A 15,042-nucleotide genomic window follows, 5' to 3' on the forward strand; every position below is an offset into this window, starting at 1 on the left:
GCCCAAAGAAAACGAACCAAAAGAAAAGGCACCCCATGTGTTGGCCTGCGGCTTCACTGCGTTGCGTTTTTTGTCAGGGAGACTCACCAAACTCGCTTCGCTCAAACAGGTAAGTCTCTTATCCTGACAAAAAGCCGCTACTCGTCAACACAAAAGGGGGATCCACGAGCACCACGCTTGAGGCATTTTCCTTGATGCCCTTATGCGAAGCCGAGCATCGCAGAGCTGGTCGGATCAGCATGACGGCTGTTTGAGCGTAGCGAGTTTCCGTCATGCCCGACCAGATTGAGAAGCGCAGGGAACCCGCAGGGCGAGTATGGGCTGTCTTTTTGTTTGGTTCGTTTATTTTGGACAAGCAAAATAAATGAACGCCCAGCGGCAGCGATAGAATGAAGTATAGGGTACTAATTATTGGGTTACGTAATTCAAACCAACCTATAAGCCTTTATCATCGATCTCCATGAAATTCTTAATCACTTCCAACGCTTTTGAATGCAATTCATCAAATAACGTATTCATGAGAACTTCAATATCATAAGATCTAAAATGTTGATCTAAATCCTCAGGACAAAATCTAGGGCCTGCAGATATACTAAAAATACCGCTGTCTATGCGTGGTATTCGGCGATGCTTTGAAACATTAACAAGATGTTCAAGTTCTTTATATGAAGTTGATTTTCTCAAAGCGAGTATTAAATCACGTGACCCCAAATAATAGGCTTTGTCCTCACAGTATTTCAAAATGCTATGCCACTTTATATATCTATTTTCAGAATCTTCATAATCATCCAAAAAAATATTCAGCAAGTACGGGATTGATTCAATCATTGAATGAAGTGCTCTAAAGAATGCAAATCCATGTGCTTCAAAGGCCAATCTGTAGTAGTGAGGCGAACTGTTATCCATTTCGTGAAGTTCACCATGGACTGCCTTTTTAAAGAAATCTAGTTCTTTAAGAAACTGTTCATAATGGAATCGGCAATAGCTATCTTGATATTCCAAACTACGAAATGCCAGATTAAAACGAATCTTTGTATGTTCGTCTAAATTGGGATGTAGTTTTTTTTGCAAATCTTCTAGCTTAAGCATGAAAGCATCCCCGATATCTTCTTATAAAAAAACTGTCCGTCACATCGACTCTTAAATTTCAAATTGAAAAATTCAGAGTGGCATCATTTAACAGCAAATCCAACTGCGCCTGCCCCTTCTCAACAACAACCCCCAAATCAAACCCACTCAAACTCAACCCCACCAACCTAATCGGTTTATACCCAGCCTCAGTCCGAGCCAACAACTTCGGAATCCATTCCTGCAAATCAGTAAAGCCAATACTGTGATCGAGTGTCTGAGCCCTAGTAACCTGCTGAAAGTCAGCATATTTCACTTTCACTGTAACGGTTCTGCCTTGCATATCGTGTTTGTTGAGGCTTTCAAGCACTTGTTCGGCGAGGTCGAGCAGGATGTTCGTCAACTCAGTAACGGACAGAATATCTTCAGCAAAGGTGGTTTCCTTACCAAGCGATTTACGGATTCGTGAGCTACGAACCGGACGTTCATCAATGCCCCGGGCGATGTTGTAATAATACTGACCAGATTTACCGAAGCGTTCGGTGAGTTCAGTTAAAGATTTCTGCCGTAAGTCATTACCAGTATGAATGCCGAGGTTTTTCATTTTGGCTTCGGTGGCTGGGCCGATGCCGTGAAATTTGCCGATGGGTAGTTTGTTTACAAATTCCTGGCCCTGTTCTGGGCGGATGAGATATAGACCATCGGGTTTATCCATATCGGAGGCAATTTTGGCGAGAAATTTATTGTAGGACACGCCAGCCGAAGCGGTGAGCCCGGTTTCTGCGAGTATTTCACTTTTGATGGCTTTGGCAATCAAGGTGGCAGAGCCGTTAAATGATTCAGTGTAAGTGACATCCAAATAGGCTTCGTCGAGAGACAGCGGTTCGACTTCCGAGGCATATCGCCAGAAGATTTCACGGATTTGGTTGGATGCTTCTTTATAGGCGTCAAAACGAGGACGAACAAAAATGGCTTCTGGACACAATCGATAGGCCCGCGATGATGCCATGGCAGAATGAATACCAAATTTGCGCGCTTCATAGCTGCACGCGGCAACCACGCCACGGCTATCGGGTTGACCTCCGACGATCAGCGGTTTGCCTTTAAGCTCGGGAAAGTCACGTTGTTCAACCGAGGCATAAAACGCGTCCATATCCACATGAATGATTTTTCGTTGTTTAGCCATTAAGAATTAGCGTTGATGAGTTCTCGATATTTTCTCATAAACCACATACGGATGTGGCAATAGATATTACTATCTTGATCCGACAGTCATTTCAGAGTGGATTGCAGGAAGCGTCAATGTTACTTTAGCGAATTAAACCTCATCAGTGAGCTTACGTTTGATTGCAAGTATCCGTTCCTGGCAGGAAAGTCTGCGGGCTTTTTTTACCCCCCAAGTTATTACCATGCTGTTTCTCGGCATTGCGGCGGGGTTGCCATTATTACTGATTTTTTCCTCACTCAGCCTATGGTTACGTGAAGCTGGCGTCGATCGCAGCGCCGTTACTTATTTCAGTTGGGCAGCGCTGGGTTATTCCTTCAAATTTGTCTGGGCTCCACTGCTAGATATTCTACCGTTACCGATCTTGCATCGGCTGTTAGGTCGACGACGTAGCTGGTTATTTCTGTCACAGATGATGATTATCGCTTCCATCGTTATGATGGCCATGGTCGATCCGGCAACGCACTCGCTGACCTTAATGGCTGTCGCGGCTGTGTTACTGGGGTTTTCAGCCGCTACGCAGGATGTGGTGATTGATGCTTATCGTATCGAGTCTGCTGATACCCGTTTGCAGGCATTAATGTCCGCCAGTTATATCGCGGGATATCGAATCGGCATGCTGATGGCTGGGGCGGGGGCATTAATGCTGGCCAGTTATTTTGGCTCGGAAATGGGTGAATATGATTATCTGGCGTGGCGACAAAGCTATTTGATAATGGCGGCACTGATGCTGATTGGTGTGGTCACCACCCTGTTAAGCCCTGAACCTGAAGTAAATAAAAAGGTTCATGAGGATCGCAAGCGGGATTATCTGGGGTTGATGCTGACGTTTGCATTGTCGATAAGCGGTTTTATTGCCAGTTTCTATCTCACCAGCGACTGGGCTGGTCAGGCTCGACTGCAGTTACTCAACGTGTTTAATAATGGCCCTATGTCGGCGGTCGGTGTTGAGTTAGTACGCTTAGTGCTCGCAATCATTGTGGCTGTGATTATTGCCAGAGTGTTGATATTAATGGGCTGGGTACAGAAAAGCATTGTGCATCGCAGCTATGTTGAGCCGGTGCAGGATTTCTTCAAGCGCTACGGCATGTCTATGGCGTTGTTATTACTGTTACTGATTGGCTTGTATCGGATTTCCGATATTGTGCTCGGGGTTGTGGCAAATATTTTTTATCAGGATATGGGCTTCACCAAACCGGAAATTGCCACGGTGGTAAAAACCTTTGGTTTATTTATGACCATTGGTGGCGGCTTTCTTGGCGGCATTTTGGCCTTACGTTTCGGAGTGATGCGGATCCTATTTTTAGGGGCGGTTTTATCGGCGTTGACCAATCTATTGTTTATGTTACTGGCCCAAATGGGCAATGATATCTGGATGCTGTATATCGTTATTTCTGCTGACAATCTGTCCGGCGGTATAGCCAGTGCAGCATTTATTGCGTTTTTATCCAGCCTGACCAATATCTCGTTTACCGCAGTGCAATATGCCATTTTCAGTTCATTAATGACCTTGTTGCCGAAAATCCTCGGTGGCTATTCCGGGACGATGGTGGAAAGCATTGGCTATGAACAGTTCTTTTTGCTGACAGCCTTAATGGGCGTGCCGGTGTTGTTATTAGTATTCCTGGCAGCCAGGCGTTTTCGCATTGATGGTTAGCTAATCAGCTTATGTGGCGTTGGCTATTCATTATCGTTGTTATTTTTTTCGGCTGGCGTCATTGTTCGACTGCTGAGATCAACTATGCTGCTCCTCATCAAGTTATAGATAACGCACCCCAACAATCCGAAGTGTCAGGCTTGCAGCCTATTCCTTTGCAGGACTATACGATACAACCGGTGGCGGAATTTACACTGGAAGCTAGAGTGTTATCACGTGAAGACTATTGGTTGGGGCGTGAAGCAGATTTATCACCCACCGATTTGGTATTGGGCTGGGGAGAAATGGCGGATCCGCAAGTCGTCAAGCAGATCACTATTCGTCAGTCCGGCCGCTGGTATTTCTGGCAGGTCGATTCATTTCCGATTCCTCGTCGGAACATTGAAACTCAAAGTGCCAATATGCATTTGATTCCGGCGAATGATGAAGTCGCCAGGACACTCAAGCAGATCCGTCCGGGACAGTTAGTGACTCTGCAGGGCTATCTGGTAAATGTGAATGCTGATGATGGCTGGCGTTGGCGCAGCTCGCTCACCCGTGAAGATACCGGTGCCAATGCTTGTGAGTTGATTTACGTAAAGCAGTTGAAAATCATTTCCTGACAGCTGAATTTAGCGGGAAATATCCCCGAAATGTTTATGCTATGTTGACTGCTGTGATCAATAACACGGAGTTAATTATGTCGAATACTGCTATTTCAATCGATGATTACGAGGCCATCAGCAAATTGATTCAACACTATATTGATGGTGCTGTGGCAGGCCGTGGAGAACTTATGAAACCGGCGTTTCATCAGGATGCGACCATTTATGGTTATGTTGGTCCGGATTTATTTGCCGGCCCCATTCAGGGTTTATATGACTGGAATGATGAAAATGGACCGGCCAAAGAGTTGAAGTCGATGATTACTCATATTGATGTGGTTGGCACAGCAGCCAGCGTTAGGCTCGAATCAGATAATTGGACCGGTCACCGCTTTACCGATTTTTTCAATTTATTAAAAATTGATGGTAAGTGGCTGGTGATGAATAAAGTATTTCATCTGCATGACGAGGCCTAAGCTGCTGGATTAATCCAGCAGCTTGTAACAGGGTTTGTAAGCATTTTCGTCCTGTCCCAGTTTCATACGTTTTTCACGGACAAAAATACGTAATAAGTCATCAATTGCTCGCATCAAGTCGGGATCGCCGTTGATGATGTAGGGCCCATGTTTGGCTACTTCGCGAATACCAAAGGCTTTGACATTACCAGCTACAATGCCAGAAAACGCTGATCGTAAGTTGCTGGCCAATTCATGACGTGGCATATCGGGATATAACCGGAGAGATGCCATATTTTCATGAGTAGGGATAAACGGCTGTTGTAGCATCGGATCGATATGTAATTGCCAGTTATAGTAATAGGCATCCTGCGATTCACGGCGAGCTTGATGCACTTGGTCGACAGACTCACGAATGATATGCCCAACGGTTGCCGGTTCGCCGATAACAATTTGATACAGCTCAGCTACCTCATCACCCAGACAACGGCGCAGAAATTTATCCAGCGTCTCGAAATACTCACGGCAGGATTCCGGGCCGGCAAATACCAGCGGAATGCCTTGTTTGTTTTCTGGATGTAACAGAATGCTCAGTAAGTAGAAAATTTCTTCCACGGTGCCAACGCCACCCGGAAACACAATAAAACTATGCCCGAGACGGACAAATGCTTCCAGGCGTTTTTCAATGTCCGGCATGATCACCAGTTCATTAACAATCGCATTCGGTGATTCTGAAGCAATAATGCCGGGTTCACTGATGCCGATATACCGACCGTTTTTAAATTGTTGCTTGGCGTGACCAACCGCTGCGCCTTTCATCGGGCCTTTCATCGCGCCAATACCGCAGCCGGTGATGATATCGAGACTTCTTAGTCCCAGTTCGTAACCTACATGTTTAGCGTAATCATATTCTTCCCGTGGAATCGAATGACCACCCCAGCAGACCACCAGATTCGGTGTCATATTCGGTTTTATGGCATCTGCATTACGCAGAATCATAAACACGCTATCGGTGATTTGCTCAGAGGTTGGTGACGTTTGCCGGGATAGAATTTTGAAATCGGTATAAATAATATCGCGCAGCGCTGAAGACAAATGCTCCTGAATACCGCGAATAATTTTATCGTCTACAAAAGACTGTGCAGGGGCATTTTTGATTTCTAACACCACACCACGCGATTGCGGTACCAACTTGATATCGAAATCCGCATAGGTATGAAAGATTTGCTCGGCATCATCCTGATGACTGTCGGTATTTAAAATCGCCAGCGCGCAATCTCGGAATAATTGATGCAGATCTTCGCTGGTATTACTGATGCGTTGGATTTCTTCCTGAGAAAGCAGATTTAAGGTTCTTAATGGGCGAATCGTGGTGTGTTGGATTTTGTTCATAGACTTCTATTGATAAAAAAAGGCGAGCCAACATACTCCCACTGTTGCGAGTGGGAATCAATGGAAGAGTGGATGCCCGTTAAAATAGTGGCCAGTTTTTTGTTACAGGAAAGCCAAGCCGGATTGATTCCGGCTCGGTTTGTTTTACAAATGAAGCTGTTTATTGCTGCTGAACGTATGCCCGCCAGCCTTTAAGATGACTAATATCGGTAGCGTTTGTGATGGCATACGGCTCACAGATAAAGCCCGTGTGCCATTGTTGATCGGCCAATTGGACCTTGCCAATACCTAATGGGGCAGGGATCCCAGCGACAAAAGAGCCAAAGCTGGCAGTGGGTAATTCCCATAATTCAACTTCAATCGATTCACCCTGTTGTTCATCTCTCACCAGGCCGGGTCTTGCAGGTGGACCGCCGGGAAGTGCATAAAGCCGATAATCGGGGCTTGTTTGAGTGGCTCGAATTAACTTGCCGCCGCGCTCCCGTAATTGCCAGTTGAGGGGCTGTCCCTCTAAATGTGCTCCACAGACAATGACCTGGATCCGGTCCATTACCCCGGTGTTTAACGCATGAGATTCAGCAAGCGGCAACGAGGTTGCTCCCAGCGGTAATTTCAATGTTTGTTGCAGTTGATTGGCATAAGACAACAAACGAGTATCACTGAATGCTCTGGAAAACAGTGTCACGCCAAACGGTAGCCCTTTTGCGTTGAAGCCTGCCGGAACGGCAACCGCGCTGCAGTCGAGCAGATTCATAAAGTTGGTGTAATAACCCAACTGGCTATTGAGTTTAATAGGTTCTGCCTGAACCTCTTTGATTTTGTAAATCGTGCCGGCGGTAGGGGTGAGAATAAAATCAAAGTTTTCCAGCAATGGCGTGACCTGCTGTTTGCAGCGCTGTAGTTGGTACTCAGCACTAAACAGATCTTCGGCCGAAGCAGTGTTATTGCTATCGAGAATTTGTTGTAAAACCGGCAGCATATCTTCACGTTTCACATTAGCAGTGGCAATGCGCCGTTCTGCCACCCACGGGCCTTCGTATAATAATCTGGCCGCCGTCAGAAACGGCTCAAAATCAATTTCATGACAGGTGCCGCCAAGTTTTTTCAGTGTTTCAACCGTGTTATAAAAGCCTTGTTTATTTTCCTGATCGCCAAAAAATGCTAATTGTCCAGCTTGCGGAATGGCAAAGTTAAAGCTATCAGCTGCAAGTTGGCCATAATTTTTTCGGTTGGTATCTTTATTGTGTCGGGAGTAATCATCCTTGGAATCAAACGCGGCAGCCACTTCAAATACCCGATTTGCATCATCCGTAGTCAGGCTGAAAATGGAAACACAATCTAAGCTTTTACAGGCAGGCACTACGCCGTGATTACTGAGTAAACCTCGCGACGGTTTTAAACCGATAAGATTGTTAAATGCAGCCGGTACCCGACCAGAGCCAGCAGTATCGGTGCCCAGCGAAAAACTCACCAGCCCCAATGCGACCGCTACCGCCGAACCGGAACTTGAACCGCCGGAAATATACTCTGGATCAAAACTGTTCTGGCAGGCGCCCCATTTATCCGGTGAACGCACACCGACCAGCCCGGTAGCAAACTGATCCATATTGGTTTTGCCAATCGGAATCGCCCCGGCATTAATCAGTAATTCCACCACATGAGCGGATTGCTCGGCTGTATAACGATAGGCTTCGCAACCAGCGGTGACATCGACACCGGCTAATTCAATATTGTCTTTTATCGCAAATGGAATTCCGTACAAGGGCAATTTATCAGGTGATTGGCCGATTAAATTGTCCAGATAAGGCTGGATGGCTTCGCGGGATAACAGGGTTATCCAGATATTTCGATCAGCATAGGTGGCGGCGCGTTTCAGCACCTCATCAATCATTTTATGCGGAGAGAGCTTGCCATCACGGTAAGCCTGATGGATGGCATCAATGGTCATATCCATTATTTTGCCTCCCCAGTAATAACGACCAGACGATCACCCATACCCACCTGCGCGCCGGCCTGTCGTGTAATTTCTGTGACGGTACCGGCTTGAGTCGCTGTTATCTGGATCTCCATTTTCATTGCTTCCAGGATCATCAATACATCGCCTTCTTGTACGGACGATCCGATTTCCACTTCCACTTTCCAGACACTGCAATTGAGCGGACTATCAACGGAAATCGCATTTTCTGGTAGCGGCGCACTTTCCTCATCAATGATCTGCGGTTCATTACCACTATCAAAATGTAAAAGACCTTCGCGTTTCCAATGTTCCAGCTCTTGTTCAAAGGCTTGTTCACGCTGACGGGTAAAGCTATCAATCGACTCTTTATGCTGCTCAATAAACTGGTTATAGCGTTTAAGATTGAAGGTGGTTTCTTCAATCTTCAGTGGGTAATTGCCTTGGGGAAAATCACGACGGATCTGTACCAATTCATCATGAGTAACTTCATAAAACTTGATTTGATCAAAAAACCGTAACAACCAGGGTTTGGTGAATTCAGTGGTTTGCAGATAACGATTCCACATCTGCAGGGTCCGACCAATAAACTGATAACCACCCGGACCTTCCATGCCATAAACGCACAGATAGGAACCACCGATACCAACGGAGTTTTCAGCGGTCCAGGTACGGGCAGGGTTATATTTAGTAGTGACCAGACGGTGTCTGGGATCCAGCGGCGTTGCGACCGGCGCGCCCAGGTAAACATCACCCAGACCCATCACCAGATAACTGGCCTCAAACACAATTCGCTTTACCTCATCGACTGAGCTGAGACCATTTATACGACGAATAAACTCAATATTATCCGGACACCAGGGGGCGTTATGACGTACCCCTTGCATATACTTCTGAATAGCTTGCTGACAGGCTTCGTCATTCCAGGAGATAGGTAAATGCACGATACGTGCAGGCACATCCATTTCTTCAATATTACTGATTTCCTGTTCAGCTTTTTTAAGGATGCCGACCAGCGTTTCCAGTGAAATTTGCAGGCCATCGTAGTGGATCTGCAGCGAACGAATACCGGGCGTAAGTTCACGTAATCCTTTGATATTCTGCTGCTGTAACCACAACATCAACGCATGTACTTTAAAGCGCAGATTGATATCCAGTTTCAGTTCGCCATATTCGACCAAGAGATAATGGTCGCCGGCCAACCGGTAACAGACATCAATACCCGTTTCCGGTGACACCAGCGTGTCATAGATTGGTGAGCCAATTTCCGTGGGGGCGACCTCAACAGTTTTGTGAATCAAATTGCTCAGTGATTCCAGCTGAGCCTGTTCCATGGCTCTGGCGGTGTCAATCGACACCGAAATAAAACGCACGGTATCGCCAGCTTTTAATTGGCCTATTTTCCACAGTTCTGCAGTAATTACCGTGGCCGGACAGACAAAGCCACCCAACGACGGACCATCCGGGCCCAGAATAATCGGCATATCGCCGGTGAAATCAATGGTGCCCACCGCATAGGCATTATCGTGAATATTGGAGGGGTGCAGACCTGCTTCACCACCGGTATTTCTGGCCCATTCTGGGCGCGGACCAATCAGTCTTATACCGGTACGACTGGAGTTATAGTGAATTTTCCAGTCAGCGGAAAAAAACGTTTCAATATCCTGTTCGGTGAAGAAATCCGGCGAGCCATGCGGGCCGTAAATGACCTTAATCTCCCAGTGAGTGGTGATTTGTGGAATTAATTCAGCAGGTGTTGTTGTTAAATCAACTGCCGCGGTTTCGTCTGATAAATGCAGCACATCACCGGTTTTTAAAGTGCGACCAACATGGCCGCCAAATTGACCCAGGGTAAAGGTGGAGCGAGAGCCAAGATAGTTCGGGCATTGAATACCACCTGCAACCAGCAGATAGGCTCTTGTACCGGCAGCTTTGATTTGACCTAGCGTAAGTTTGTCGCCGCTATTAATAGAATGTATTTGCCAGCAATCAATCGGCTCGCCATTGAGTTTGGCTTCGATGGTGGCACCGGTAATGATAATTTGGCTGCTGCAGTTAAATACCAGTTCCGGGCCGCTTAGCGTGATTTCCAGGCCAGCACAGTCTTCGGTATTGCCAAGTAGACGATTACCCAACCGGAATGACCAGTTGTCATAAGGACCGGAAGGCGGAATACCTATATCCCAATAACCTTGCCGGCCAGGATAATCCTGCACGGTGGTCATGGTGCCTGGGGATAGAACGCTAAACGTCCTGGGGTAATAGACAAAACTATCCAGATACCGAGTGGTGATGCTGGCGGATAAAAAGGCCTCATCATTCAGAATATGGCTGAGATAGTCGGTATTGGTTTCAATACCGTAGATGCTGATTTGTTTTAGAGCAGAAAGCAGTTTCTCATGGGCTATTTCGCGGGTTTCTGCATAACTGATTACTTTGGCCAGCATCGGATCAAAAAACGGCGAGATCTCGATGCCAGGTTTGATCCAGTGATCAATACGTAAGTCTGGCAATTCAGGAAATACGACTTCGGTTAACAGACCGGCTGATGGCTGGAATTTTTTGAATGGATCTTCGGCATACAAACGCACCTGTATCGCATGGCCATGAGGTTCAGGGGCCTCCACCGGTAAGGTGTTTTCCTGCGCCCCGACTTCGATCATCCAGCGTACCAGATCAACCTGATAGATTAATTCAGTGACGCCATGCTCAACCTGCAGCCGGGTATTGACCTCCAGAAAATAAAAGTCATGGGACTGAGCGTCATAAACAAACTCGACGGTACCGGCACTGCGATAATTAACGGCGGCCATTAACCGAACCGCAACCTCGTGCATTGCCTGACGAACATTGTCTGGAATATTTGGTGCAGGCGCTTCTTCAATCACTTTCTGATTACGCCGTTGACTGGAACAGTCACGATCGCCTAGTGCCAGAACATGACCCTGACCATCGCCGATGATCTGTACTTCGATATGCCGAGCCTGGGTGATAAATTTTTCAATAAACACGCCATCATTGGAAAAATTATTGGCGCCGAGTCGTTTAACTGAATTAAAGGCATTTTTCAGCTCATCTTCGGTATCACAACGGCTCATGCCGATACCGCCACCACCCGCAGTGGATTTCAGCATTACTGGATAACCAATGGTTTGAGCGATCGAGATCGCCTGTTCAATATCCTTAAGTAATTCTGATCCCGGCAATAACGGAACATCGTTTTGCTGAGCCAGTGCTCTGGCACTGTGTTTCAGACCAAAGGCTTCCATCTGCTCCGGTGTGGGGCCCAGAAAAACCAGATTATTGGCTTCACAAAGCCGGGCAAAGTCGGGGTTTTCACTTAAAAAACCATAACCGGGATGAATGGCTTCGGCGCCGGTTTCTCTGGCAATTTCGAGAATGCGTTGCTGATTCAGATAGGTATCTGCAGCGCGACCTTCTCCAAGCGAAAAGGCTTCATCAGCAGTACTGACATTTAATGAGTCACGATCCGCTTCGGCATAGATGGCGACGGCCTGAATACCCATTTGCTGTAGGGTGCGAATAATTCGGGTGGCAATGGCACCGCGGTTGGCAATTAAAATCTTCTTGAACATGGTTTTATCATCTCAAGGTGTGGGTCGTCCCACTGAAAAACTGGCGTGTTTCAAGTCGTCTCAAAACACGTTATTGCTGTTTGTAACATCAATCCCAGATATAAAGGCCTATCGGTGTCGGGTTATAGGCGTTACAAGGGTTATTAAGCTGAGGACAATTGGAAATCAATACAATGACGTCCATCTCAGCCTGCATTTCAACGTACTTACCTGCTTCTGAAATACCGTCTGCAAAGGTTAATCCACCTTGTTCAGTGACCGGTACATTCATAAAAAAATTAATGTTATGGGTAATGTCTCGTTTGCTGATGCCAAACTGTTCGTTTTCCGCGACCGCCAACATCCAGCTGTCACGACAGGCATGCATGGTTTTCTTCTCTAGTGCGTAACGAACTGTATTCGACTCCGTAGCACAGGCACCGCCCAATGTGTCGTGGCGACCACAGGTGTCGGCGGTAATGGTTAACATGGGGTTTCCCATATTGGTCAACAACGTGGTGCCGGCAGTCAGGAAAACATTTTTCTGTTCGCGAATGGTATCCATCGCGCTGTAGCGTTCTGCCGGGTCAGCAACACTGTAGAACAACGTATCTGCTGCCTGATTGCCGTGTAAATCGACAATCCGTAAGGTCTGGTTTTTTAGCAGCGGCTGCATCCAGTAATCACCGGCCAATACTTCTTCGTAACGGGCTGCCTGATTAATATTCAAATGACTTTCTTTAATCACGATCTGTTTGTCCTTTTTCGTTAATGATGTGCACACAGGTGATAGAGACGATTGTTTGCAAAACCACGTTGGTTTTCGGCACAGGCATTCAGGCAGAGATCGTCTTCAGTGACGGCGGCAGCATTACGGATTTGATAGCTAACGGGGATTTTCGGATAAGTCGCTGCCGTGTTCATCGGGTGTGGGCAGGTATGGAACAGCACCAGGGTATCCATTTCAAAGCGCAGATCTACATAATCACCTGCTTTACTATGGTTTTCGACATAGGTTAGGTTGCCCAGATCATCTGTTTTGATACGGCTAAACAAATTCAGATTGGCTGCCATATCGCGTTTATTCAAACCATATTTGGCCAATTCGACTAAAAAGGCCTGTTCGCCACTGATGGTCCAATCATTACGAAACTGTTGGTAATTTTTGATGCCCCATTTAGCCTCTAACGCAGCATTGGTCAGATTGCCGCCAACGGTATCGTGCCAGCCCAGCGTATCTTCCGTGATGGAGCAAAAGATGCGGCCCATATCAGAATAAAGGCAATGGCCTTTGGTGAGTTTAAACGTGTGCTGACATTTCAATGTGTCGGGAGCGTTGTAGCGTTCCAGCGTATTCTCTGGGTTGTAAAACAACATGCCAACATTGGCACCGCCATCCTGGTCAATCAGCCGCAGAGTCGTGCCTTTGCGCATCAGCATTGACCAGTGGGCTCCACCTGGAAGCGTGTCTTGATATAAAACATCATTGTCTTGGGTAATTTCAGTCATTGTTCATAGCCTGTTGTGTCATCAACGTATCTTGAAAATCATTGTTGGTTTGTTTTTTGGAACGTCCTACCGGTATGTCATAAGTAATCGAAGCTCCATAACGGTTTGGCTGATCGGGATCATGTCGCTGTTTATCAAAGACCAGCAGTTGGGTGCCTAGGGAGAAACCTTCGGACAGATCATGGGTGATCATAAATATCGTGATATTGCTCTCGCGCCAGATATCCAGAATCAGCTCATGCATATCAGAGCGAATACCCGGATCCAGTGCACCAAAAGGTTCATCCAGTAACAGAATTTGTGGTTGTTTAATTAAGGCCTGAGCGATTGCCAGGCGTTGTTGCATACCGCCTGACAATTCGCTTGGATATTTGGTTAAGGCATGGCCGAGGCCGACTTTCTCTAATAAAGCGACAGCACGCTCACGAATAGCCTGACGTTTTTTGCCAAAGCAGCGTCCCAGTAAGGGAGATTCCTTCAATTCCTCACCCAGCATCACGTTTTCGACGACGTTAAGGTGGGAAAATACCGAATATTTCTGAAAGACAATGCCGCGATCAGCACCCGGTTCATTGGCTATTGGTTTACCGTTTAACAGCAATTCACCCCTAGTAGGTTGCTCAGTGCCCAACAGCATTTTCAGGAAGGTGGTTTTGCCACAACCTGATGCACCAACCAGCGTGACAAACTCGCCGGCTTTGACATCCAGATTGATATTTTCCAGCACAATATTGTCGCCGTATTCCTTCCACAGATTTTTGATCTTGATATCGTTCATTTGCCTTCCCCCTGGTCGGTCGAATGCCAGGGAAAGACACTTTTTGACAGGCGTCTCAGCAGGTAATCCATCAAAAAGGCTAACAGCGTTATCCACACCACATAAGGCAAAATGATGTCCATCGACATATAACGCCGAACCAGAAAAATGCGGTAACCGAGTCCTTCGGTGGCTGAAATAGCCTCGGCAGCAATCAGAAATAACCAGGCTGAGCCCAGGCTCAAACGAACTGCATCAATCAACTTGGGCAACACTTGAGGTAACACTACCCGGAGAATTAATTGCCAGCTGTTGGCGCCCAATGTCTGCGCTTTAATGATGATTTCATGCGGTAATGCCATCACCCTGAGTTGTACGTCGCGGATCAGAAAAGGCGTGATGCCCAGCACAATCAGCATCACTTTGGAGAGTTCACCCAAACCGAAGATAATGAACAATATGGGCAAAATCGCTAAAGGTGGCACCAATGAAATAATGGTTATCACCGGCGCTATTCCAGCTCTGACCAATGGAATAATGCCGACCAGAATGCCAATAATCAGACCGGTCAAAGCACTGATGCCGACGCCGAGTGCTAGTCTTTGCAGACTGGCAGCCGTATCCGCCCACAATACATAATCACCGGTACGCTTGTTGGGTTCGAATGCCAAATAAGACACCGCATCAATAAAAGATTGCATTGACGGCATCAATTTATCATTCGGGTTAATCGCCAGACGTTCACTGGAAAAGTAAAAATAAACAATCCCAATAACAACGAATGGCAATAGACCCAGCAGGCATTTTCCTAAAGTACCTGGACGTTGATTGATCAGTCTCTTCACGAGAAACTCCCTGTGTTACTT

The 15,042-nt window shown here is 46.6% G+C and carries 12 protein-coding genes; 3 read left to right on the forward strand and 9 right to left on the reverse strand.

Annotated elements, in window-relative coordinates; all coding sequences use genetic code 11:
* Positions 1-435: 435 nt before the first annotated feature.
* Both ACN0V2_RS11485 and dinB read right to left on the reverse strand, forming a co-directional pair.
* Entirely contained in the window at positions 436-1,089 is a 654-nt protein-coding gene (locus ACN0V2_RS11485) for a hypothetical protein (protein ID WP_417550960.1), read from the reverse strand.
* Between the two features lie 58 nt (positions 1,090-1,147).
* Entirely contained in the window at positions 1,148-2,254 is a 1,107-nt protein-coding gene (gene dinB, locus ACN0V2_RS11490) for a DNA polymerase IV (RefSeq protein ID WP_417550961.1), read from the reverse strand.
* 157 nt (positions 2,255-2,411) lie between these two features.
* Between dinB and ACN0V2_RS11495 the strand changes: the two genes are divergently transcribed.
* The 3 genes from ACN0V2_RS11495 to ACN0V2_RS11505 all read left to right on the forward strand — a co-directional run bounded on the left by ACN0V2_RS11495 (position 2,412) and on the right by ACN0V2_RS11505 (position 5,010).
* Entirely contained in the window at positions 2,412-3,950 is a 1,539-nt protein-coding gene (locus ACN0V2_RS11495) for an AmpG family muropeptide MFS transporter (RefSeq protein WP_417550962.1), read from the forward strand.
* A gap of 11 nt (positions 3,951-3,961) precedes the next feature.
* Complete coding sequence (locus ACN0V2_RS11500; RefSeq protein WP_417550963.1) at positions 3,962-4,552, forward strand: hypothetical protein; 591 nt, start codon at positions 3,962-3,964, stop codon at positions 4,550-4,552.
* A gap of 77 nt (positions 4,553-4,629) precedes the next feature.
* Positions 4,630-5,010: a nuclear transport factor 2 family protein gene (locus tag ACN0V2_RS11505; RefSeq protein ID WP_417550964.1), complete on the forward strand. Its 381-nt coding sequence runs from the start codon at positions 4,630-4,632 to the stop codon at positions 5,008-5,010.
* 9 nt (positions 5,011-5,019) lie between these two features.
* On the opposite strand, the gene ppnN is transcribed toward ACN0V2_RS11505, so the two are convergent.
* The 7 genes from ppnN to ACN0V2_RS11540 form a co-directional block, all read right to left on the reverse strand.
* Positions 5,020-6,381: a nucleotide 5'-monophosphate nucleosidase PpnN gene (gene ppnN, locus ACN0V2_RS11510; protein ID WP_417550965.1), complete on the reverse strand. Its 1,362-nt coding sequence runs from the start codon at positions 6,379-6,381 to the stop codon at positions 5,020-5,022.
* A 160-nt stretch (positions 6,382-6,541) separates the two neighbouring features.
* A complete protein-coding gene (atzF, locus tag ACN0V2_RS11515) occupies positions 6,542-8,335 on the reverse strand; it encodes an allophanate hydrolase (protein WP_417550966.1) in 1,794 nt (597 codons plus the stop codon).
* Positions 8,335-11,931 carry an urea carboxylase gene (uca, locus tag ACN0V2_RS11520; protein ID WP_417550967.1) on the reverse strand — a complete coding sequence of 1,199 codons (3,597 nt, stop codon included), beginning with the start codon at positions 11,929-11,931 and terminating at the stop codon, positions 8,335-8,337. Before uca ends, atzF begins: the two co-directional genes overlap by 1 nt.
* 88 nt (positions 11,932-12,019) lie before the next feature.
* On the reverse strand, positions 12,020-12,658 hold the full coding sequence (locus ACN0V2_RS11525; protein ID WP_417550968.1) for an urea amidolyase associated protein UAAP2: 639 nt from the start codon (positions 12,656-12,658) through the stop codon (positions 12,020-12,022).
* A 20-nt stretch (positions 12,659-12,678) separates the two neighbouring features.
* Entirely contained in the window at positions 12,679-13,419 is a 741-nt protein-coding gene (locus ACN0V2_RS11530; protein ID WP_417550969.1) for an urea amidolyase associated protein UAAP1, read from the reverse strand.
* A complete protein-coding gene (locus ACN0V2_RS11535) occupies positions 13,412-14,197 on the reverse strand; it encodes an ABC transporter ATP-binding protein (RefSeq protein WP_417550970.1) in 786 nt (261 codons plus the stop codon). Before ACN0V2_RS11535 ends, ACN0V2_RS11530 begins: the two co-directional genes overlap by 8 nt.
* Positions 14,194-15,021 carry an ABC transporter permease gene (locus tag ACN0V2_RS11540; RefSeq protein WP_417550971.1) on the reverse strand — a complete coding sequence of 276 codons (828 nt, stop codon included), beginning with the start codon at positions 15,019-15,021 and terminating at the stop codon, positions 14,194-14,196. Before ACN0V2_RS11540 ends, ACN0V2_RS11535 begins: the two co-directional genes overlap by 4 nt.
* Positions 15,022-15,042: the final 21 nt, after the last annotated feature.

The sequence above is a fragment of the Methylophaga sp. genome, assembly GCF_048266885.1.
GTDB lineage: Bacteria > Pseudomonadota > Gammaproteobacteria > Nitrosococcales > Methylophagaceae > Methylophaga.

Bases quoted from the DNA above. Each gene is read 5' to 3' on its own strand.
- ACN0V2_RS11485 (WP_417550960.1), bottom strand. From the start codon at position 1,089: ATGCTTAAGCTAGAAGATTTGCAAAAAAAACTACATCCCAATTTAGAC.
- dinB (WP_417550961.1), bottom strand. From the start codon at position 2,254: ATGGCTAAACAACGAAAAATCATTCATGTGGATATGGACGCGTTTTAT.
- ACN0V2_RS11500 (WP_417550963.1), top strand. From the start codon at position 3,962: ATGTGGCGTTGGCTATTCATTATCGTTGTTATTTTTTTCGGCTGGCGT.
- ACN0V2_RS11505 (WP_417550964.1), top strand. From the start codon at position 4,630: ATGTCGAATACTGCTATTTCAATCGATGATTACGAGGCCATCAGCAAA.
- ppnN (WP_417550965.1), bottom strand. From the start codon at position 6,381: ATGAACAAAATCCAACACACCACGATTCGCCCATTAAGAACCTTAAAT.
- atzF (WP_417550966.1), bottom strand. From the start codon at position 8,335: ATGGATATGACCATTGATGCCATCCATCAGGCTTACCGTGATGGCAAG.
- uca (WP_417550967.1), bottom strand. From the start codon at position 11,931: ATGTTCAAGAAGATTTTAATTGCCAACCGCGGTGCCATTGCCACCCGA.
- ACN0V2_RS11530 (WP_417550969.1), bottom strand. From the start codon at position 13,419: ATGACTGAAATTACCCAAGACAATGATGTTTTATATCAAGACACGCTT.
- ACN0V2_RS11535 (WP_417550970.1), bottom strand. From the start codon at position 14,197: ATGAACGATATCAAGATCAAAAATCTGTGGAAGGAATACGGCGACAAT.